Raw genomic sequence first — 18,552 nt, 5'->3', positions numbered from 1 at the left:
CCCTTCCTTCATCCGGTGAGCAGCGCGGTCAGCAGTTGTTTCAGCCAGGCCCGGGCGCGCTCGGCGTCCCGGTCCAGCAGCAGTTGGGTGGTGACACCGTCGTAGGCGGCGACCACGGCGTGCGCGGCGCCTTCGACGTCACCGAGCACGGCGGGCAGTTCCGTGTGGCCGCGGGCCCGGGCCAGCCGGTCGGCGATGGCCCCCCGCAGTCGCGCCCGGTGTTCCAGCAGGCCGCGCGCCACGTCCGGGTCGCGGGCGGCGTGCACCAGGAAGTCGGTCTTGACCAGCAGCCAGTCGCGGTCGAGCAGGAGCACCTCGGTGACGCGGTCCACGGCGGAGGCCACGTCCAGGTCGGGTCCGCCCAGGGCGAGCGCGCCGGCGACCTGCTCCGCGATCAGTTCGGCGCGCTCCACGTACAGGGCGAAGAACAGCTCGTCCAGGCCGGCGAAGTTGGAGTAGAAGGCGCCTCTGGTGTAGCCGGCCGCCTCACAGACCTCCTCGATCGAGACGTGCCCGAAGCCCTTGGCGGCGAAGACGGTGAACGCCGCTTCCAGGAGATTCGCGCGCGTACGCAGCCGGCGCCTGGTGACGCGCCCGGTCGTACCGCCCACCGCCATGTCCGCTCCCCCATTCGATGCAGGAATGTATCCGATACACCGCTGTATCCGACAGGCCGCGGGAGCCGGGAATCCAGCGCCGGGCCGATCTAGAACACATTTTCGAATAAGAGGTACGCTGGTTGCATGACCACGCACCACCCCCCGGCGCTCCAGGGATCGCTCTTCGACCAGGCCGACGAGCTGCGGCTCGGCCCGCTCGACGGGGTGCGCCGCACCGAGCTGGGCCGCGGCGCCTGGATCGACGTACTGCCGGGATGGCTCGGCGGGTCCGACGCGCTCTTCGAGCACCTGGCCGCTCAGGTCCCGTGGCGGGCGGAGCGGCGCCAGATGTACGACCAGGTCGTGGACGTGCCCCGGCTGCTGTCGTACTACCGCGCCCACGACCCGCTGCCGCACCCGGTGCTGGCCGAGGCGCGTGCCGCCCTCGGCGCGCACTACGCCGGCGAACTGGGCGAACCGTTCGCCACGGCCGGACTGTGCTACTACCGCGACGGACGGGACAGTGTCGCCTGGCACGGCGACCGGATCGGCCGGGGCGCGCGCGAGGACACGATGGTCGCCATCCTGTCCGTGGGGGCGCCCCGTGATCTGCTGCTGCGGCCCTTGGGCGGCGGCGACACCGTGCGCCGCCCGCTGGGCCACGGCGACCTCATCGTGATGGGCGGCTCCTGCCAGCGCACCTGGGAGCACGCCGTCCCCAAGAGCACCCGCGCCACCGGCCCCCGCATCAGCATCCAGTTCCGCCCGCGCGACGTGAACTGACCCGCCGCCGCCCGCCCGTGCCGGAAGCCTGTCCTCCCCGGTCCCGCTCCCCCACACTGGGCCGCACCGGGCGGGGAGGGCCGATGAGCGCGGACACGGAGCGGCCGGCGGCGCCCGGCCGGCGCGGCGAACTCGACGTACTGCGCGCCCTCGTCGTCGTCGGGCTGGTCTTCTTCCACGCCGCCCTGGTCTTCTCCCCGGACGACGACTTCTACGTCAAGAACGCGCGGACGACGGACGCCGTCACCGTCCTCGCCGGGCTCGGCGTGGTGTGGGCCATGCCGATGCTGTTCCTCGTCGCCGGTCTCGGCGCCCGCCACTCGATCCGCCGCCGCGGACCCGGCGGATTCGCCCGGGAACGTCTGCTGCGGCTGGGCGTCCCCCTGGTCTTCGCGACGGTCGTGCTGTGCCCTCTCCCCCCGTGGCTGCGGCTGCGCGCCGCCGACCCCGGGTACGACGAGTCGTACGGGCGTTTTTGGACACGCTTTCTGACCGTGCGCCCGGACCCCGCCGACTTCCCCTTCGTCCTGGAGGGGGACCACTTCGAGACCGGGCATCTGTGGTTCGTCGTCCTGCTGCTCGCCTTCTGTCTCCTGCTCGCCCCGGTCGCCGCCCGTCTGGCGGCCACCGCCGAGCGGGTGATCCCCGCTCTGCGGCGCCGTCCGGCGCTGCTCCTCGTCCCCGCGCTGCCGCTCGCCGCCGTCAACGCGCTGCTGGGCATGGAGGAGGACTACGCGGGCTGGAACCGGTGGGCCTATCTGCTGTTCTTCGCCCAGGGTTTCGCCCTCGCGGACGACGAGCGGGTCCGGGAGGTCTCGCGCCGCGCCGCGATACCCGTGGGCGTGCTCGGCCTGGTGCTGTTCGCCGGGGCGGCGCCCGGCTTCGTCGCCGGGGACGACCCGTTCACCGCGTGGAGCCCGTTCGCGCTGGTGACCCGGGCGCTGTTCGGAGCGGCCGGCTGGTGCTGGGTGATCGCGATCCTCGGCCTGCTGGACCGGCCCGGGCGCCCGGGCGTGCGGCCGGGCTCCGGCGCCGGGTCCAAGCTACTGCCCCGTCTCGCGCTCGCCGCCCTGCCGTTGTACGTGCTGCACCAGCCGGTCGTGGTCGCCCTCGCCTACGGTGTGGTCGGCTGGTCCGCGCCGATGGCCGTCAAGTACACGGTGATCGTGGCCGCCTCGCTGGCGGTGATCCTCCTCCTCTACGAGTACGGGGTGCGCAGGACGGCCGTGACCCGGTTCCTGTTCGGGATGCGACCGGAGCCGCGCACCCCGCCCGCGCGGACGGACCCGCCGCCGCCGTCCGCGCCGTGATCTGCTTTCCTTCTCCCGCCGGACAGGAACGACGGAACGACGGAACGGTCATGCGAGCAGCAGTGCGACAGGTCGCGGACGGCACCTACCTGGTGCACGGCCCGAGCACCAACTGGGTGATCCTCACCGAGGGCGACGCCGTCACGCTGATCGACACCGGCTACCCCGGCGACCGCGAACGGCTGCTGGACTCGCTGGCACAGGTGGGGAGTTCACCCGAGGCGGTGACGGCCGTGCTGATCACCCACGCCCACAACGACCACCTGGGATCCGCCCAGTACCTGCGCGCCACCCACGGCACGCCCGTGTACGCCCACGAGGCCGAGGTGCCGCACGCCCGGCGGGACTTCCTGCACCAGGTGGGCGTCGGTCAGGTGCTGCGCAACGCCTGGCGTCCCGGCGTGGCGCCCTGGGCGGTGCACGCCCTGCGCGCCGGCGGGACGGCCGACGTGGCGGTCACCGCGCCCGAGGCGTTCCCGGCCCCGGGGCCGCTCGATCTGCCCGGCCGGCCGGTGCCGGTGCCGACGCCGGGGCACACCGACGGGCACTGTGCCTTCCATCTGCCCGGCAGCGCAGCGGTGGTGTCGGGCGACGCCCTGGTGAGCGGTCACCCCACCTCACGGATCCGGGGACCGCAGCTGCTGCCGGACATGTTCCACCACGAGCGCGCGGCCGCCCTGGACTCGCTGGACGTCCTGGCGAAGCTCGACGGCGACCTGCTGCTGCCCGGACACGGTCCCGTCCACGAGGGGTCCGTGCGGGACGCGGCACGGCTGGCCCGGGAGCGGGCGCAATAGGGTGAGGTGACGACCGCCCACGAGACGAGGACACACCAGCCATGGCACTGCAGATCAACGCCACCAACCCGGAGCATCCCGCGCTCCTGTTGGAACTGCCGTGGCACCTGCCGCTGGAGGAGTGGCCGGAGCGGTACCTGGTGCCGCTGCCGCGCGGCATCTCGCGGCACGTGGTGCGCTACGCGCGCGCCGGCGACGAGGTGATCGCGGTGAAGGAGCTCGCCCAGCGGCCCGCGCTGCGCGAGTACGAGCTGCTGCGCGACCTGGACCGGATCGGCATCCCCGCGGTGGATCCGCTCGCCGTGGTCACCGGCCGCACCGACACCGCCGGCGAGCCCCTGGAGAGCGTGCTGATCACCCGCCACCTCGGCGGCTCGATGCCGTACCGGTCGATGTTCGAGACGACGCTGCGGCCGGCGACGATGCACCGCCTGATGGACGCGCTCGCCGTACTGCTGGTGCGGCTGCACCTCGCCGGGTTCGCCTGGGGCGACTGCTCACTGTCCAACACGCTGTTCCGGCGGGACGCCGGCGCCTACGCCGCCTACCTCGTGGACGCCGAGACCGGCGACCTGCACCCGGAACTGAGCGTCGGGCAGCGCGAGTACGACCTCGATCTCGCGCGCGTCAACATCAGCGGTGAGCTGCTGGACCTGGAGGCCTCCGGGGCGCTGCACCCCTCCGTCGACCCGATCGAGTTCGGCACCGAGATCTGCGCCCGCTACCACGGCCTGTGGCAGGAGCTGACCCGCACCTCCGTCTATCCGGCGGGCAAGTACCACTACATCGAGCGCCGCATCCGCCGCCTCAACGAGCTCGGGTTCGACGTGGCCGAGATGCAGATCGAGCACGCCTCCAACGGCGACACGGTCACCTTCGTGCCCAAGGTCGTCGACGCGGGCCACCACCAGCGGCAGCTGCTGCGCCTGACCGGGCTGGACGCCGAGGAGAACCAGGCCAGGCGGCTGCTGAACGACCTGGAGAGCTGGATGGCCACCCAGGACGACTACGCCCCGGGCGACCCCCTGGGCGCCCGCCCCGAAGTCCTCGCCCACCGCTGGGTGCGGGAGGTGTTCCGGCCCACCGTGCGTTCCGTCCCGCCGGAGCTGCGCGGCCCCATGGACGCGGCGGAGATCTACCACGAGCTCCTGGAGCACCGCTGGTACCTGTCCGAGCGGGCGCAGCACGACATCGGTCTCGACACGGCTGTCGAGGACTACATCAGGAACATCCTGCCGAAGGTCCGGGAGTCCCTGCGGCCGACGGCCGACTGACCCGGACGGTGCGGGCGGCTCAGGCGGGCGGCACGACCGCCACCGGGCAGTCCGCGTGGTGCAGGACGCCGTGGGCCACCGAGCCGATCCGGGCGCCGACGGCGGTGCGGCGGGCGCGGCGGCCGACGACCATCAGCTGGGCCGTGCCCGCCACCGACAGCAGCACCTGGCCGGCGCTGCCCATCTCCACGTGCTCGACCACATGCACGTCCGGGTAGCGCTCCCGCCACGGCGCGAGCGCCGCCGCCAGCCCCTTCCGCTCGTACGGCTCCAGTCCCCCCGCCTCGTCGAGGAGCTGGAGCGACGCGGGGCTGTAGGCGAACACCGGCGGCAGCGTCCAGGCCCGCACGGCGCGCACCGTGGCTCCGCGCCGGGACGCGGTCTCGAAGGCGAAGCCGAGCGCGGCGGCGCTGTCCTGCGGGCCGCCCTGCTGTCCGACCACGATCTCGTGCCCGGCGACCTCGTTCGACGGCCGGTCCCCGGCGCGGACGAACACGACCGGCCGCCCCGCCCCGACGATCACCTGCTGGCCGACCGAACCGACCAGGAAACCCATGATCCGCCCGTGTCCGCGCGAGCCGAGCACCAGCATCTGCGCGTCCGCGGCCACACCGGTCAGGGTGTCCACGGCGTCGCCCTCGAGGACGTCGACGGTCACGGCCAGATCCGGATGCCGTTCGCGCACGGTGCGGGCGGCCTCACCGGCCGACTCGCGCACCCACTGCTCCTGGGTGGCCCTGTCCCCGGTGTCCACCGCGTCGTGGGCCTGGAACCGCCAGGCATGCACCACCCTGAGCGGCACCCCCCGGCGGACCGCCTCCCTCGCCGCCCAGGACAGCGCGGCGAGGCTCTCCCCGGTTCCGTCGATCCCTGCCGTGATCGGGCGCGTCATGCGGTTTCCTCCTGGTGTCGTGTCCGCTCCGCGTGATCCAGTCTTCCCTACGCGGGCGACGAGTTCCCCGTGCCGTCCTGCCTCGCACCGGACGCGCATCCATGCCTGAGCGGATCGGCGCGAACGCACATACGATGGGCGGGGCCGGCGCGGCCGTGGCTGCATCGGGGCCCGCCGTGCCGTGGATCCGACCGCACGAGGTGGGGGACGTATGACACAGGCCGCCGAGGCAGCACGGACGGTCATCATGACCGTGGACGACGACCCGGGCGTCTCCCGCGCCGTGGCCCGGGACCTCAGGCGGCGCTACGGGGCGTCGTACCGGATCGTGCGCGCGGAGTCCGGCGAGTCCGCGCTGGACGCGCTGCGCGAACTCAAGCTGCGCGGCGACCTCGTCGCCGTGATCCTCGCCGACTACCGCATGCCGCGGATGAACGGCATCGAGTTCCTCGAACAGGCCCTGGACGTCCACCCGGGCGCGCGGCGGGTGCTGCTGACCGCGTACGCGGACACCGGCGCGGCCATCGACGCGATCAACGTCGTCGACCTCGACCACTACCTTCTCAAGCCGTGGGACCCGCCGGAGGAGAAGCTCTACCCGGTCCTGGACGATCTCCTCGAGGCCTGGCGGCGCAGCGACTACCGGCCCGTGCCCAGCACCAAGGTGGTCGGGCACCGCTGGTCGGCGCGCTCCTCGGACGTACGGGAGTTCCTGGCCCGCAACCAGGTGCCCTACCGCTGGTACTCCTGCGACGAGCCGGAGGGCAGGCGGCTGCTGGCCGCCGCGGGTGAGGACGGCATGCGGCTGCCGGTGGTCATCACCCCGGACGGCACGCCGCTGGTGGAGCCGGAGGCCGTGGATCTCGCCGCCCGGGTGGGGCTGGCGACGACCCCGGCGGCCGACTTCTACGACCTGGTGGTGATCGGCGGCGGCCCGGCCGGGCTCGGCGCGGCGGTCTACGGGGCCTCGGAGGGGCTGCGGACCGTGCTGGTGGAACGGTCGGCGACCGGCGGACAGGCGGGTCAGAGCTCCCGGATCGAGAACTACCTGGGTTTCCCCGACGGGGTGTCGGGCGCGCAGCTCACCGACCGGGCGCGGCGGCAGGCCACGCGGTTCGGCGCCGAGATCCTCACCGCGCGCGAGGTGACGGGGCTGGAGATCAACGGCGCCGCCCGGGTCGTACGGTTCTCCGACGGTTCGGCGGTCGCCGCGCACAGCGTGATCCTGGCGACCGGGGTGTCGTACCGGCAGCTGGCGGCGCCCGGCTGCGACGAGCTCAACGGCTGCGGGGTCTTCTACGGCTCCGCGCTCACGGAGGCCGCCGCCTGCCAGGGCCACGACGTGTACATCGTCGGCGGCGCCAACTCGGCCGGTCAGGCGGCGATGTACCTGGCCCGGTTCGCCAAGTCGGTGACGTTGCTGGTGCGCGGGCCGGACCTGACGGCGTCGATGTCGTACTACCTGATCCAGCAGATCGAGCAGGCGCCGAACGTCTCGGTGCGGTGCGGCACGGTCGTCGAGGGCGCGCACGGCGACGGCCATCTGCAGCAGCTGACCCTGCGCGACACGGACAGCGGGCAAAGCGAACTCGTCGACGCGCAGTGGCTGTTCGTGTTCATCGGCGCCGCCCCGCCGACCGACTGGCTGGACGGCACGGTGCTGCGGGACGAGCGCGGGTTCATCCTGACCGGACCCGGTCTCACCCCCGACGGGCGGCCACCGGCGGACTGGGAACTGGACCGGCCGCCGTACCACCTGGAGACCAACGTGCCCGGGGTGTTCGTCGCGGGCGACGCCCGCGCGGAGTCCGCCAAGCGGGTCGCGTCCGCCGTCGGAGAGGGAGCCATGGCCGTGATGCTCGTCCACCGGTATCTGGAGCAGTCGTGAGCGGGCGGCCCCTGCCGTGCAGCCCGCAGGAGATCGGCTCCCTGTTCCTGTTCGAGGAACTCAGCCCCGAACAGCTCGGACGGCTGTGCGCCGAGGGCCGCGTGGAGGGCTTCGATCCCGGGCCCGTGTACGCCGAGGGCGACCCCGCCACGTGTTTCTACGTGATGCTGGAGGGTGCCGTCGTGCTCTCCCGCCGGGTGGGCGGGGACGACGTCGAGGTCAACCGCACCTCCCAGCGCGGGGTGTACGCGGGGGCCATGCAGGCCTACCTCGGGGAGCGGGTGCGGCAGGTCTACAACAACTCGATGCGCGTGACCGAGCCGACGCGGTTCTTCGTGCTGCCCGCGGACACGTTCGCGAGCATCATGCAGGAGTGGTTCCCCATGGCGGTCCACCTCCTGGAGGGGCTGTTCTTCGGTTCGAAGAGCACCCAGCGGGCCATCGGGCAGCGGGAACGGCTGCTGGCGCTCGGCTCGTTGTCGGCCGGGCTGACGCACGAACTGAACAACCCCGCCGCGGCGGCCGTACGGGCGACCGCGACCCTGCGCGAGCGGGTGGGCAAGATGCGGCACAAGCTGCGCATGATCTCCGCGGGCACCTACGACCGCGAGACGCTGGCGAATCTGATCGACTTCCAGGAGCGCACCGCCGAGCGGGTCGCCAAGGCACCCGTGCTCAGCCCGCTGGAGGCGGCGGACCGTGAGGACGCGCTCGCCGACTGGCTGGACGACCACGGCGTCGCCGAGGGCTGGCGGATCGCCCCGACCTTCGTGCAGGCGGGTCTCGACCTGGACTGGCTGGAGCAGATCGCGGCCTCCGTGGACGAGGAGACCCTGCCGGGTGCGATCGGCTGGATCGGCTACACGGTCGAGACCGAACTGCTGATGGACGAGATCGAGGACTCCACGAGCCGTATCTCGCATCTCGTCGACGCCGCCAAGCAGTACTCGCAGCTCGACCGCGCCCCCTTCCAGGTCGCCGACGTGCACGAACTCCTCGACAGCACCCTGCTGATGCTGTCGGGCAAGATCGGGCCGCGGATCAAGGTGGTCAAGGAGTACGACCGCACGCTGCCGCGGATCCCGGCGTACCCGGCGGAGCTCAACCAGGTGTGGACCAACCTGATCGACAACGCGGTCTCCGCGATGCGGCGCTCGGACGGGAAGGGCGGGGAGAACGGGGAGGGCGGGGAGGGCACGCTGACGGTGCGCACCGCGCGGGACCACGACCGGCTGCTGGTGGAGTTCCGCGACACCGGGACGGGCATCCCGCCGGAGATCCGCGACCGGGTCTTCGACCCCTTCTTCACCACCAAGCCGGTGGGCGAGGGCACCGGGCTGGGCCTGGACATCTCCTGGCGGATCGTGGTCGACAAGCACCACGGAGGCCTGCACTTCGACTCCGAGCCGGGCGACACCCGCTTCCAGGTGCTCCTCCCGCTCAGCGCTCCTGCCCCCGACGACACCTCCGAGGAGTCCGCATGACCAGCGAGCACGCCATCGACCCCAGCGTCCCGCCGAGCGGGCCGGGATGCTCCGACTGCGACTCGGCGGGCGGCTGGTGGTTCCATCTGCGGCGCTGCGCGCAGTGCGGCCACGTCGGCTGCTGCGACAGCTCGCCCGGGCAGCACGCCACGGCGCACTACCAGGCCACCGGGCATCCCGTGGTGCGCAGTTACGAGCCGGGCGAGGACTGGTTCTGGAACTACGCCACCGACGAGCTCTACGAGTCCGGCCCCGACCTGGTCCCGCCCACGAGCCACCCGGCCGACCAGCCGTCCCCGGGCCCCGCGGGCCGGGTCCCGCCGGACTGGGCGCAGACGCTGCGCCGCTGAGCGACCGCTGCCGGGCCCGCCGCGGGAACCCCCACCCTCCTGCTCGTCGTTGTCCACAGACCCCCACCGATCCGTGCACGACGACATCAGGACGGCGCGATGAGCGAGTTGGTCCCCGGCGGCAACCTGGCCCTCCCGGGCGGTGCCGTGACCGTCCGGGTGCCAGGGCCCTTCGACGTGTCCGCGCTGATCACGGACGACGGCGGGAAGGTCCGGGACGACCGTGACTTCGTGTTCTACAACCAGCCCTTCGCCCCCGGCGCCCGGCTGAGCGGTGACACGCTCACCGTCGACCCGGCGTCGCTGCGTCCCGGCGCCACCCGGGTCACCGTGGCCGTCAGCCCCGGCGAGCCCGGCACCCCGCTGAGCGGCCTGCCCGCCCCCGTGCTGCAGGTCGCCGACGCCGGCGGACGCCCGCTGGCCCGGTTCTCCCCGCCCCGGCCCCGGCAGGAGGCCGTCCTGCTCCTCGCGGAGCTCTACCGGCGCGGCGAGGGCTGGAAACTGCGCGCCCTGGGCCAAGGGTACGCCGACGGACTGGCCGGCCTCGCCCGGGACTTCGGCGTGGACGTGGAGGACGACACGGCGGTCCCCACGGGGGCGGCACCCGCCGCACCGCCACCCCGTCCGGCGTCCCCACCGCGCCTCGCGACCCCGCCGCGTCCGGCGTCCCCGCCCCGCCCGACTGCCGCTCCGTCCGCCGCTCCGTCCGCCGCTCCGTCCGCCGGGGACGGTTTCCTCGATCTGGTGAACGCGGCCCGGGCGGCGGCCGGTTCGCCACCGGTCACCCATGACGCGCGGCTGGCCGCCGCCGCCCGGGAACACGCCGACATGATGTCGCGTGGCTCACGCCTCGGCGTCGAGGGCGTGGACGGCGTCTCCGTCCACCAGCGCGTCGTCGCCGCCGGATACCGGTATCTCACCGTCGGCGAGCACCTGGTCTCCGGCCCCCTCACCGTCTCCGGGTTCGTCGACCACTGTCTGCGCCACGACGCGGCCCGCCGCACCGTGTGCGACCCGGCCTTCACCCACGCCGCCCTGGCGGGCGCCGGCGGCGGCGGATTCGGTGACACCTACTGGACGGCGCTGTGGGCCGGTCCGCTCACCCCGGACGGCCTGGACCGCACGGCCGGGGAGGTCGTCGACCTGACCAACCGGGAGCGCGCCCGCGCCGGGCTGCCGCCCCTGTCCCGCGATCCCCTGCTGACCACGGCAGCCCAGGCGCACAGCGCCGACATGGTGACCCGCGACTTCTACGCGCACACCGCGCCCGACGGGAGCCGGCCCTGGGACCGGGCCGCCGCCGCGGGCTCCACGCGACGGACGATCGGCGAGAACATAGCCTGCGGCCAGCGTTCGGCCGCCGAGGTCGTCCAGGGGTGGATGAACAGCCCCGGTCACCGCGCCAACATCCTCGAGACCGACTTCACCCACATCGGCGTCGGTTTCGCGGGCGGCGGGCGGGCGGGCACGTACTGGACCCAGCTCTTCGGTGCCTGACGGGGGGGCGCTCGACGGGTGCCGTCCTGGAATGATCCTGGCGGAGTGCGGGAGTCCGGGCGAGGATGCCCTCATGAAGGGTGACCTGTTTTCCAGTCAGCACATGGTGCGGCCCGCCACGGCGCCGGGCATGACGGTCGAGAACGCCAAGTGCGTCCGCTACACGGTCGACGGTGAGATGCTCGCCCGGCAGGGCGCGATGGTCGCCTACCGCGGCGATCTCCAGTTCGAACGCAAGGGCCAGGGCGTGGGCGGCATGCTCAAACGCGCGGTGACCGGCGAGGGGCTGCCGCTGATGGCGGTGCGCGGACGGGGTGAGGCCTGGTTCGCGCACGAGGCGCAGAACTGCTTCGTCGTCGAGGTCGACCCCGGCGACGAGTTCACCGTCAACGGCCGCACCGTCCTGTGCTTCGACTCCTCGCTGTCGTACCGCATCGCGACCGTGAAGGGCGCCGGCATCACCGGAGGCGGCCTGTTCAACAGCGTGTTCACCGGGCACGGCCGGCTGGGACTGGTCTGTGAGGGCAATCCGCTGGTCATCCCGGTGTCGCCGCAGTACCCGGTCCATGTGGACACGGACGCGATCGTCGGCTGGACCGCGGGCCTGGCCACCTCGCTGCACCGTTCGCAGTCGCTGGGCTCGATGCTGCGCGGCGGGTCGGGCGAGGCCGTCCAGCTGGTGCTGCAGGGTGAGGGCTACGTCGTCGTCCGGCCCAGCGAGGCGACACCGCAGAAGGCCCAGCAGCACTGAACGATGTTGACCCTGGCCACCGGGCGGGTCAGGGTGGGTGACGGCGCGGATCACGCCCCCGTGCCGGAGAGGTGACAGTCGTGATCGAGATCGCCGGCATAGAGACCGCGGCCGAGCGGATCGCCGGACACGTGGTGCGGACCCCGACCGTGCCGAGCCCCGGGCTGTCGGCGCTGCTCGGTGTCCCGGTCACGGCGAAGCTGGAGCTGCTGCAGCGCACCGGTTCGTTCAAGGTGCGCGGTGCGGCGGCGAAGCTGCTGTCGCTCAGCGAGGCCGAGCGGGCCGCCGGGGTGGTGGCGGTGAGCGGCGGCAACCATGGGATCGCGCTCGCCGTCATGGCCGCCGCCCTCGATGTGAAGGCGACGGTGGTGATGCCGCGTTCGGCGCCCGTGCGGGCCGTGGAGGTCGCGGAGTCCGCCGGCGCGTCGGTGCGGCTGACCGACGACATGGACGGCGCCTTCGCGCTGACGACCCGGCTCCAGCAGGAGGGACTGACCCTGGTCCACCCCTTCGACGACCCGGTGGTGATCGCCGGACAGGGCACCGTGGGGCTGGAGTTCGCCGCGGACGCCGGTGAGCTGACCGACGTGCTGGTGAGCATCGGGGGCGGCGGACTGATCTCCGGTGTGGCGGCGGCGCTGCGGGCGCTGCGGCCCGGGGTGCGGATCTGGGGCGTGGAGACGGCCGGCGCCCAGGCGATGTCCGAGGCGCTGGCGGCGGGCGGCCCGGTGCCGGTGAAGCTGACGTCGATCGTCTCCACGCTCAGCGCCCCGGCCGTGTCGCCTCTGACGTACGAGCATGTCTCCGCGCTGGTCGACGAGGTGCTGGTGGTGCCGGACCGGGAGGCGGTGCAGGGCTCGCTCGACCTCGCGGACCATGCCAAGGTGTGGGCCGAGCCGGCCGCCGGCTGTCTGCTGCCCGCCGCGCGGCGGGTGCTGGAGCGGGTCGGCGAGGGAGCCCGGCTCGGGCTGGTGGTGTGCGGCGGCAACGCCACCACCCGCGACATGATCGCCTGGACGGAACACTTCGACCTGCGCTGAGCGTCCCGGCCGCCCCCGTGGCCGGAAATCGTCCCGCCGCTTCACCCGTCGGCCGTCTCGTTGAACGGACCCCGCCTCACCCCCCGTACCTCTGGGGAAGAGCGGGAACCAGTGGTTCGACGAGGGATGGCCATGGGCGGGGCGCACGTCTCCGCGGACCGGTCGGTCGCCGGACGGTACCGGCTGGTCGAGATCACCCACCGCGAGACCCACCGCGTGTGCTGGTACGCCGACGACGTGCGGACCGGACACCCGTGTCCGGTCGCCAGGACCTGGATCCCGCGGGACGCCGGTGACGCCGCCCGCCGCGCACCCTCCCGCGTCCTGCGGACGGCCGAGAGCATGTCCCGGCCGTGCCCCGGCCGGACCGCCACCGTGGTCGGGGCCGTCGTCGAGGCCGGCTTCCTGTGGACCGTCCTGCGGACGTTCCGGCCGGGCTCAGGCTGAGCCGTGCGGCCCCCGTGGGGCACGCATCCCCCGCAGGGGCCGCTCGTGCAGCGGACGGGTGTGCCAGCGGGCGGTGAAGGTCCGGTCGGTGAGGGAGCACGTCACCGTCAGGCGGTGCGGTGTCTCCAGGAACACCACGTCCGCGGCGAGGGTGTCGCCGTCGGTCCAGCCGCCGCTCACGGCCGTCGGGAGGGGCTGTTCGGTGACGGTCCACCCCTGCCCGCCGAGCCGTGCGCCGAGCCGGTGGCGGTCGTCGGTGAGGCCGATCGTCCAGCCGCCGTCGGCGTCCGCCGTGACCTCGGCCGCGGTCAGTGTCGGCTGGTCCCCGCAGATCCCGCCGTACGGGGTGAACGCGGCGCCGGACCAGTCTCCCGCCCGCTCCGGCGGTACGGGGCTGCCCTTGGCCGGTCGCAGGGCGAGCCGGTCGAGGCGTTCGCGCAGGGCGGTGTCCGCGTCCTCCCGGCCGGACAGCGGACCGGGGCGGAAGGCGGGCAGGAGATGCCGCCAGACCAGGTCCAGGTACTCCTGCATCCGGTCGGTCGCCGTCGTCGCGGCGATCACCGCGTCGTGCCCGGGCAGTACGAGGCAGAACTGGCCGTACGCCCCGTCGCCCCGGAAACCGTGCCGGGACATCCAGAACTGGTGTCCGTAGCCGCGGTCCCAGTCCTGCCGGTCGTCCGCCCCCATGGCCCCGGCGGTCGGTAGGTGAGGGCGTGAGGCGCGGGCGACCCATCCCTCGGGCAGCAGCCGCTCGCCCTGCCACACCCCGTCGTCGAGATACAGCAGGCCGAGGCGCGCGACCGCGTCGGTGGCGGCGTGCAGTCCGCTGAAGCCGATCTCCCGGCCGGTGCGGTCCCGCAGCCACAGCGCCTCACCGATGCCCAGCGGGTCGAGGAGCCGGGGCCGCAGATAGGCGGTGAGCGACTGCCCGGTGACCCGCTGCACGATCGCGCCGAGCGTGTACGTGCAGGGCTGGTTGTACGCGAAGACGGTCCCCGGGTCGCGCTGCGGCGGCTGGAGCAGGAAACCGCGCACGGGTTCGGCGGGGTCGGTGCCGTACGCCGCGTCGACGGTCTCGCTCTCGTGTCCGCTGGCCATGGACGCCACATGCCGGACCAGGATCGCCCGGCTGCGCGGGTCGCTGATGTCGGCCTCGAACTCCGGGAAGTACGACAGCACCGGGGCGTCGAAGTCGATCAGCCCCTCGTCCTCGGCGAGAGCGGCGGCGGTGGCGGTGAAGCTCTTGCTGAGCGAGTACAGCAGATGCGGGCGTCCGGCGGTGTACGGCGCCCACCAGCCGGAGGCCACGAGCCGGCCGTGGCGCAGGATCATCAGGCTGTGCGGCTCGATGTCGGGGGCGGCTTCGAGGGCGTCGAGGAAGGCGTGGACGCCGGCGGCGTCGACGCCCTGGGCGGCAGGGGTGGCGACGGGGAGCGGGCGGGCGGTCATAAGGGCATCCTGCCCGGGGCACCGGCGGGTGATCCACCGTTTTCCCCGAGCGCGGGCGGGGACCCGGGCGGCATGGTGCGTATCGGATACACGATGATGACCGAGCAGGCCGGGCCGCGTGAGCTGGTCGACCATGTGGTGCGGGCCGAGGAGGCCGGCTTCGACTTCTCGGTGACCTCGGACCACTACTTCCCCTGGCTGGGCACGCAGGGTCACGCGCCGTACGCCTGGAGCGTGCTCGGCGCCGCCGCGCAGGCCACCTCGCGGATTCCGCTGATGACGTACGTGACGTGTCCGACGTTCCGCTACCACCCGGCGGTGGTGGCGCAGAAGGCGGCGACCCTGCAGCTGCTGTCCGAGGGCCGGTTCCGGCTGGGGCTCGGTTCCGGGGAGAACCTCAACGAGCATGTGGTGGGCGGCGGCTGGCCGGCCGTGGACGTGCGGCACGAGATGCTCGAGGAGGCGGTCGGGATCATCCGGGCCCTGTTCGAGGGCGGCCATGTGAACCACCGGGGCACCCACTTCGACGTCGAGTCGGCCCGGTTGTGGGACCTGCCGGACCAACCGCCGCCGATCGGCATCGCGGTGTCCGGGAAGCGTTCCTGCGCCCTCGCGGGCCGGCTCGCCGACCTGGTGATCGCCACGGAGCCGGAGGCGGAGCTGCTCGACGCCTTCGACCGGCACGGCGGGGAGGGCAAACCGCGGGTGGGGCAGCTGCCGGTCTGCTACGACCCCGACCGGGACGCGGCCGTCGAACGCGCCCACTCCCAGTTCCGCTGGTTCGGCAACGGCTGGAAGGTCAACTCCGAGCTGCCGCATCCGGATTCCTTCGAGTCGGCGACCCGGTTCGTCCGGCCCGACGACGTCGCCGGGTCCATCCCGTGCGGCAGCGACCCGGCGGACTTCGTCGAGGCCGTCCGCCCCTACGCCGAGGCCGGCTTCACCGAGATCGCCCTGGTCCAGATCGGCGGCGATTCGCAGCCTCGGTACCTGGACTGGTCGGAGAAGACACTGCTGCCGGCACTGCGGGAGGCGTTCGCCTGACGCCGGGGCGGCTCGGGGCGCGGGCGATTCACCCATGGAGCTGAGCATCTTGCGCGGATGCGGGGTACTAGAGGGCTCTACGTCGTACTTCCCGGAGGCCTCTGGTGAACTCGTTGAACAAGACCCTGGTGGTGGAGCTCCAGGCGGGCGCCGCGGATCGCTTCCCCGTGCTCGCCCACCTGAGTTACGACCCGTCCGACCCGTTCGCCGTCACCGTCGTCTTCAGTCACGACGGCCGGGTCCTCGCGCGCTGGCAGCTGGACCGGGAGATGATCACCGAGGGTCTCACCCGCCCGGTCGGGATCGGGGACGTACGGCTGCGCCCGGAGTCCCGGGGTGCGGGGCGGGAGCTGCGCATGGAGTTCCTCGGCGAGGCCCACGGCGACGGCGGCCGGCACCACGCGGTGGTGTTCGCCTGGGCCGAGACCATCGGCGCGTTCCTGCACGAGACCCGCCGGATGGTCGCGCCGGGGTGCGAGGAGGTGCGCGTCGACGACTTCCTCGCGGACGTCCTCGCCGGGAGCTGAGCCCGCGCCCGGGGCGGGCGGCCCCGGGCCCGCCCGCCCTCACCGCGTGGTGTGACGGTGCCGGGTCCACATCGGCCAGCCGAACCAGCACAGCAGGTACCAGCACACCACTCCGGCGACCAGGTACGGGACGAAGCCGTCGTGGGAGGCCACGCGCAGTATGAGCAGCAGTGAGGCGCTGGTGGTGGCGAGCAGCAGCAGGAGGCCGAGCAGGGTGAGACGGGAGGCCCACTGCACCGCCTGCGGTTTGATGAGCCGTCCGGAGACGAGCCGGTGCAGCGCCACCGGCCCGATGAGCGCCCCGGTGGCGCAGGCGCCCAGCACCACCGTCACGATGTAGATCGTCTGGTCGGTGTCGGACAGGGTGGCGTAGGTCGGGGTGAACACGACGGTCAGCAGGAAACCGAAGAGGATCTGCACACCCATCTGGGCCACGCGGACCTCCTGGATGAGCTCCTGCCACATCCGGTCCGCTCTCTCCTCCTCGGTCTCGTTGCGCCCCCTGCGCCTGGTCCGGCCCCGCTCCGCATCCGACACGGTGCCTCCCTCGGTGTGCGCCATCGGTCCGCCTGCTCACCCGGGTGCCCCGAAAGCCGCCGTCCTCTCCAGGGCCGGCCGCGTCCCCGCTGCTACCAGCGGGCCTCTACCTGCTCCTTGATCCGCCGCTCGTAGAGGTCCCGGATCGCCGTGAGGGTCGCCTCGGACAGCTCCGGCAGCCGGGCGGCCGCCGCGTTGGCGCGGGCCTGTTCGGGCGAGCGGGCGCCGGGGATGACGGTGGTGACGCCGGGCTGCTGGATGATCCAGCGCAGCGCCAGCTGGGCCGGCGTGTATCCCTCGGGGGCGAGCGCGGCGAACTCGGCGGCGGCCTCGACACCGGTCGCGTAGTCGACGCCGGAGAAGGTCTCGCCCTGGTCGAAGGACTCGCCGTGCCGGTTGTAGGTGCGGTGGTCGTTCTCGGGGAAGACGGTGTCCTTGGTGTACTTGCCGGACAGCAGTCCGGAGGCCAGCGGGACGCGGGCGATGATGCCGACGCCGGCCGCACGGGCGGCCGGGAGCACCTCGCGCAGGGGCTTCATGCGGAACGGGTTGAGGATGATCTGCACGCTCGCCACGTTCGGCCGGGCGATCGCGGTGAGGGCCTCGGCGCAGGTCTCCACGCTGACGCCGTAGGCGGCGACGCGCTCCTCCTCCACCAGGGTGTCGAGGGCGTCGAACACCTCGTCGGTGGAGTACACGGGGGTCGGCGGGCAGTGCAGCTGCACCAGGTCGACGCGGTCGACGCCGAGGTTGCGGCGCGAGCGGTCGTTCCAGGCGCGGAAGTTGTCCAGGACGTAGTTCTCGGGGATCTGGTCGACCCGGCGGCCCATCTTGGTGGCGACCAGCACGTGCAGATCGGGCCGGCCGCTCAGGAAGGACGCGATGGTCTGCTCGCTGCGTCCGTCGCCGTAGACGTCGGCGGTGTCGAAGAAGGTGACCCCCGACTCGGCCGCGGTCTCCAGGACCGTGAGGGCTTCCTTGTCGTCCACGTCGCCCCAGTCCGCTCCCAGTTGCCACGTGCCGAGACCGACCACGGAGGCGTGCTGACCCGACCTGTCGAATGTGCGCTCGTCCATGACGTCAGTCTGTCATCCGCCGGGACCGGCCGGCGTACCGCTCCGCCCTTGGTGCGGCCGCACCCGCCCTGCGCGCGGGTCAGGCCGCCTGGGCGCACTCGGGGTGGCCCCAGCCCTTGTCGTTCTTGGCGATGGGTTCACCGGCCGCGTAGGGCCGTCCGCACAGGCAGCGGCCGGGGAACTTGGCCTTGATCGTGCGGGCGGGGGAGCCGCCGCGCGGCCGGGGTGCCTTGGCGGCGCCGGACCTGCGCTTCGCCGCGCCGCCCGCCGGGCGGTCCGGGGCGGGCGGCGGCTCGGGCGAGCCCAGCTCGCTGCCCGCGTTCTCCTGAACGGTGGCCGCCTGGCTGGCCGCGCGGTCGGCGAAGTCGTTGAGCCGGTCGCCGTCGGCCTGGTGGGCGGGGACGTAGCGGAACTCCACCGAGCGGTTCTGCAGGAGGTCGTCGATGCGGACGACGAGTTCCTGGTTGGCGACCGGTTTGCCGGCCGCCGTGCGCCAGCCGTTGCGCTTCCAGCCGGGCAGCCAGGTCGTGACGGCCTTCATGGCGTACTGCGAGTCCATCCGGACCTCGAGCGGCACGGCGGGGTCGGTCGCCGCCAGCAGCCGCTCCAGGGCGGTGAGTTCGGCGACGTTGTTGGTGGCTCTGCCGAGGGCTCCCGCCTCCCAGCGCACCGGCGTCTCGGATGCATCGGCGACCACCCAGGCCCAGCCTGCGGGTCCGGGATTTCCCTTCGAAGCCCCGTCGCACGCGGCCACAACACGTTCACGCATGCGCCCGATCATGCCATGGCCGGAGCGGGCTGCCCGTC

At 73.1% G+C, this 18,552-nt stretch carries 19 protein-coding genes; 13 read left to right on the top strand and 6 right to left on the bottom strand.

Going from position 1 to position 18,552, the window contains the following annotated elements; translation table 11 throughout:
• Nucleotides 1-8: 8 nt before the first annotated feature.
• Complete coding sequence (locus IE178_RS27785; protein WP_184761846.1) at nt 9-617, bottom strand: TetR/AcrR family transcriptional regulator; 609 nt, start codon at nt 615-617, stop codon at nt 9-11.
• Nucleotides 618-743: 126 nt separating this feature from the next.
• On the opposite strand from IE178_RS27785, the gene IE178_RS27780 reads away from it, so the two are divergent.
• The 4 genes from IE178_RS27780 to IE178_RS27765 all read left to right on the top strand — a co-directional run bounded on the left by IE178_RS27780 (nt 744) and on the right by IE178_RS27765 (nt 4,763).
• Nucleotides 744-1,382 (top strand): alpha-ketoglutarate-dependent dioxygenase AlkB, encoded by a 639-nt coding sequence (locus IE178_RS27780; RefSeq protein ID WP_193514202.1) that lies wholly within the window; start codon nt 744-746, stop codon nt 1,380-1,382.
• Nucleotides 1,383-1,465: 83 nt separating this feature from the next.
• On the top strand, nt 1,466-2,692 hold the full coding sequence (locus IE178_RS27775) for an acyltransferase family protein (protein WP_193514201.1): 1,227 nt from the start codon (nt 1,466-1,468) through the stop codon (nt 2,690-2,692).
• Nucleotides 2,693-2,742: 50 nt separating this feature from the next.
• Nucleotides 2,743-3,489: an MBL fold metallo-hydrolase gene (locus IE178_RS27770; protein WP_193514200.1), complete on the top strand. Its 747-nt coding sequence runs from the start codon at nt 2,743-2,745 to the stop codon at nt 3,487-3,489.
• Between the two features lie 41 nt (nt 3,490-3,530).
• Nucleotides 3,531-4,763 (top strand): DUF4032 domain-containing protein, encoded by a 1,233-nt coding sequence (locus IE178_RS27765; RefSeq protein WP_184761850.1) that lies wholly within the window; start codon nt 3,531-3,533, stop codon nt 4,761-4,763.
• Between the two features lie 19 nt (nt 4,764-4,782).
• Here IE178_RS27765 and IE178_RS27760 read toward each other — a convergent pair whose 3' ends face one another.
• On the bottom strand, nt 4,783-5,655 hold the full coding sequence (locus IE178_RS27760) for a universal stress protein (RefSeq protein WP_193514199.1): 873 nt from the start codon (nt 5,653-5,655) through the stop codon (nt 4,783-4,785).
• 211 nt (nt 5,656-5,866) lie between these two features.
• On the opposite strand from IE178_RS27760, the gene IE178_RS27755 reads away from it, so the two are divergent.
• From IE178_RS27755 to IE178_RS27725, 7 genes are all read left to right on the top strand, one after another.
• Nucleotides 5,867-7,543 (top strand): NAD(P)/FAD-dependent oxidoreductase, encoded by a 1,677-nt coding sequence (locus IE178_RS27755; RefSeq protein WP_184761852.1) that lies wholly within the window; start codon nt 5,867-5,869, stop codon nt 7,541-7,543.
• On the top strand, nt 7,540-9,027 hold the full coding sequence (locus tag IE178_RS27750) for an ATP-binding protein (RefSeq protein ID WP_193514198.1): 1,488 nt from the start codon (nt 7,540-7,542) through the stop codon (nt 9,025-9,027). Before IE178_RS27755 ends, IE178_RS27750 begins: the two co-directional genes overlap by 4 nt.
• Nucleotides 9,024-9,377 carry a UBP-type zinc finger domain-containing protein gene (locus IE178_RS27745; RefSeq protein WP_193514197.1) on the top strand — a complete coding sequence of 118 codons (354 nt, stop codon included), beginning with the start codon at nt 9,024-9,026 and terminating at the stop codon, nt 9,375-9,377. The genes IE178_RS27750 and IE178_RS27745 overlap by 4 nt, the downstream gene beginning before the upstream one ends.
• A gap of 99 nt (nt 9,378-9,476) precedes the next feature.
• Nucleotides 9,477-10,874, top strand: coding sequence for a CAP domain-containing protein (locus IE178_RS27740; RefSeq protein WP_193514196.1), 1,398 nt, complete (start codon nt 9,477-9,479; stop codon nt 10,872-10,874).
• Between the two features lie 73 nt (nt 10,875-10,947).
• Nucleotides 10,948-11,625, top strand: coding sequence for an AIM24 family protein (locus IE178_RS27735; protein ID WP_193514195.1), 678 nt, complete (start codon nt 10,948-10,950; stop codon nt 11,623-11,625).
• A gap of 80 nt (nt 11,626-11,705) precedes the next feature.
• Nucleotides 11,706-12,665 (top strand): threonine/serine dehydratase family protein, encoded by a 960-nt coding sequence (locus IE178_RS27730; protein WP_193514194.1) that lies wholly within the window; start codon nt 11,706-11,708, stop codon nt 12,663-12,665.
• Between the two features lie 132 nt (nt 12,666-12,797).
• Complete coding sequence (locus IE178_RS27725) at nt 12,798-13,112, top strand: protein kinase family protein (RefSeq protein ID WP_193514193.1); 315 nt, start codon at nt 12,798-12,800, stop codon at nt 13,110-13,112.
• On the opposite strand, the gene IE178_RS27720 is transcribed toward IE178_RS27725, so the two are convergent.
• A complete protein-coding gene (locus tag IE178_RS27720) occupies nt 13,104-14,561 on the bottom strand; it encodes a serine hydrolase domain-containing protein (RefSeq protein WP_193514192.1) in 1,458 nt (485 codons plus the stop codon). The genes IE178_RS27725 and IE178_RS27720 overlap by 9 nt on opposite strands.
• Nucleotides 14,562-14,633: 72 nt before the next feature.
• Between IE178_RS27720 and IE178_RS27715 the strand changes: the two genes are divergently transcribed.
• Nucleotides 14,634-15,605, top strand: a complete 972-nt coding sequence (locus IE178_RS27715) for an LLM class F420-dependent oxidoreductase (RefSeq protein WP_184761860.1) — start codon at nt 14,634-14,636, stop codon at nt 15,603-15,605.
• A 104-nt stretch (nt 15,606-15,709) separates the two neighbouring features.
• Entirely contained in the window at nt 15,710-16,132 is a 423-nt protein-coding gene (locus IE178_RS27710; RefSeq protein WP_184761861.1) for an SsgA family sporulation/cell division regulator, read from the top strand.
• A 39-nt stretch (nt 16,133-16,171) separates the two neighbouring features.
• Here IE178_RS27710 and IE178_RS27705 read toward each other — a convergent pair whose 3' ends face one another.
• From IE178_RS27705 to IE178_RS27695, 3 genes are all read right to left on the bottom strand, one after another.
• Nucleotides 16,172-16,669: a DUF6328 family protein gene (locus IE178_RS27705; protein WP_193514191.1), complete on the bottom strand. Its 498-nt coding sequence runs from the start codon at nt 16,667-16,669 to the stop codon at nt 16,172-16,174.
• 92 nt (nt 16,670-16,761) lie between these two features.
• A complete protein-coding gene (locus IE178_RS27700; protein ID WP_184761863.1) occupies nt 16,762-17,745 on the bottom strand; it encodes an aldo/keto reductase in 984 nt (327 codons plus the stop codon).
• A 79-nt stretch (nt 17,746-17,824) separates the two neighbouring features.
• A complete protein-coding gene (locus IE178_RS27695; protein WP_318280278.1) occupies nt 17,825-18,514 on the bottom strand; it encodes a ribonuclease H family protein in 690 nt (229 codons plus the stop codon).
• Between the last annotated feature and the right edge of the window lie 38 nt (nt 18,515-18,552).

It is taken from the genome of Streptomyces griseoloalbus (assembly GCA_014650015.1).
GTDB lineage: Bacteria > Actinomycetota > Actinomycetes > Streptomycetales > Streptomycetaceae > Streptomyces > Streptomyces griseoloalbus.
Note: the sequence above shows the minus strand (reverse complement) of the source record. Positions and strands in the feature narration are given on the sequence as shown.

Excerpts from the sequence above, each read along its gene's own strand:
- IE178_RS27780 (WP_193514202.1), top strand. The coding sequence starts at position 744 with ATGACCACGCACCACCCCCCGGCGCTCCAGGGATCGCTCTTCGACCAG.
- IE178_RS27735 (WP_193514195.1), top strand. The coding sequence starts at position 10,948 with ATGAAGGGTGACCTGTTTTCCAGTCAGCACATGGTGCGGCCCGCCACG.
- IE178_RS27785 (WP_184761846.1), bottom strand. The coding sequence starts at position 617 with ATGGCGGTGGGCGGTACGACCGGGCGCGTCACCAGGCGCCGGCTGCGT.
- IE178_RS27770 (WP_193514200.1), top strand. The coding sequence starts at position 2,743 with ATGCGAGCAGCAGTGCGACAGGTCGCGGACGGCACCTACCTGGTGCAC.
- IE178_RS27700 (WP_184761863.1), bottom strand. The coding sequence starts at position 17,745 with ATGGACGAGCGCACATTCGACAGGTCGGGTCAGCACGCCTCCGTGGTC.
- IE178_RS27720 (WP_193514192.1), bottom strand. The coding sequence starts at position 14,561 with ATGACCGCCCGCCCGCTCCCCGTCGCCACCCCTGCCGCCCAGGGCGTC.
- IE178_RS27760 (WP_193514199.1), bottom strand. The coding sequence starts at position 5,655 with ATGACGCGCCCGATCACGGCAGGGATCGACGGAACCGGGGAGAGCCTC.
- IE178_RS27715 (WP_184761860.1), top strand. The coding sequence starts at position 14,634 with ATGGTGCGTATCGGATACACGATGATGACCGAGCAGGCCGGGCCGCGT.
- IE178_RS27740 (WP_193514196.1), top strand. The coding sequence starts at position 9,477 with ATGAGCGAGTTGGTCCCCGGCGGCAACCTGGCCCTCCCGGGCGGTGCC.
- IE178_RS27765 (WP_184761850.1), top strand. The coding sequence starts at position 3,531 with ATGGCACTGCAGATCAACGCCACCAACCCGGAGCATCCCGCGCTCCTG.
- IE178_RS27745 (WP_193514197.1), top strand. The coding sequence starts at position 9,024 with ATGACCAGCGAGCACGCCATCGACCCCAGCGTCCCGCCGAGCGGGCCG.
- IE178_RS27755 (WP_184761852.1), top strand. The coding sequence starts at position 5,867 with ATGACACAGGCCGCCGAGGCAGCACGGACGGTCATCATGACCGTGGAC.
- IE178_RS27695 (WP_318280278.1), bottom strand. The coding sequence starts at position 18,514 with ATGCGTGAACGTGTTGTGGCCGCGTGCGACGGGGCTTCGAAGGGAAAT.
- IE178_RS27775 (WP_193514201.1), top strand. The coding sequence starts at position 1,466 with ATGAGCGCGGACACGGAGCGGCCGGCGGCGCCCGGCCGGCGCGGCGAA.
- IE178_RS27725 (WP_193514193.1), top strand. The coding sequence starts at position 12,798 with ATGGGCGGGGCGCACGTCTCCGCGGACCGGTCGGTCGCCGGACGGTAC.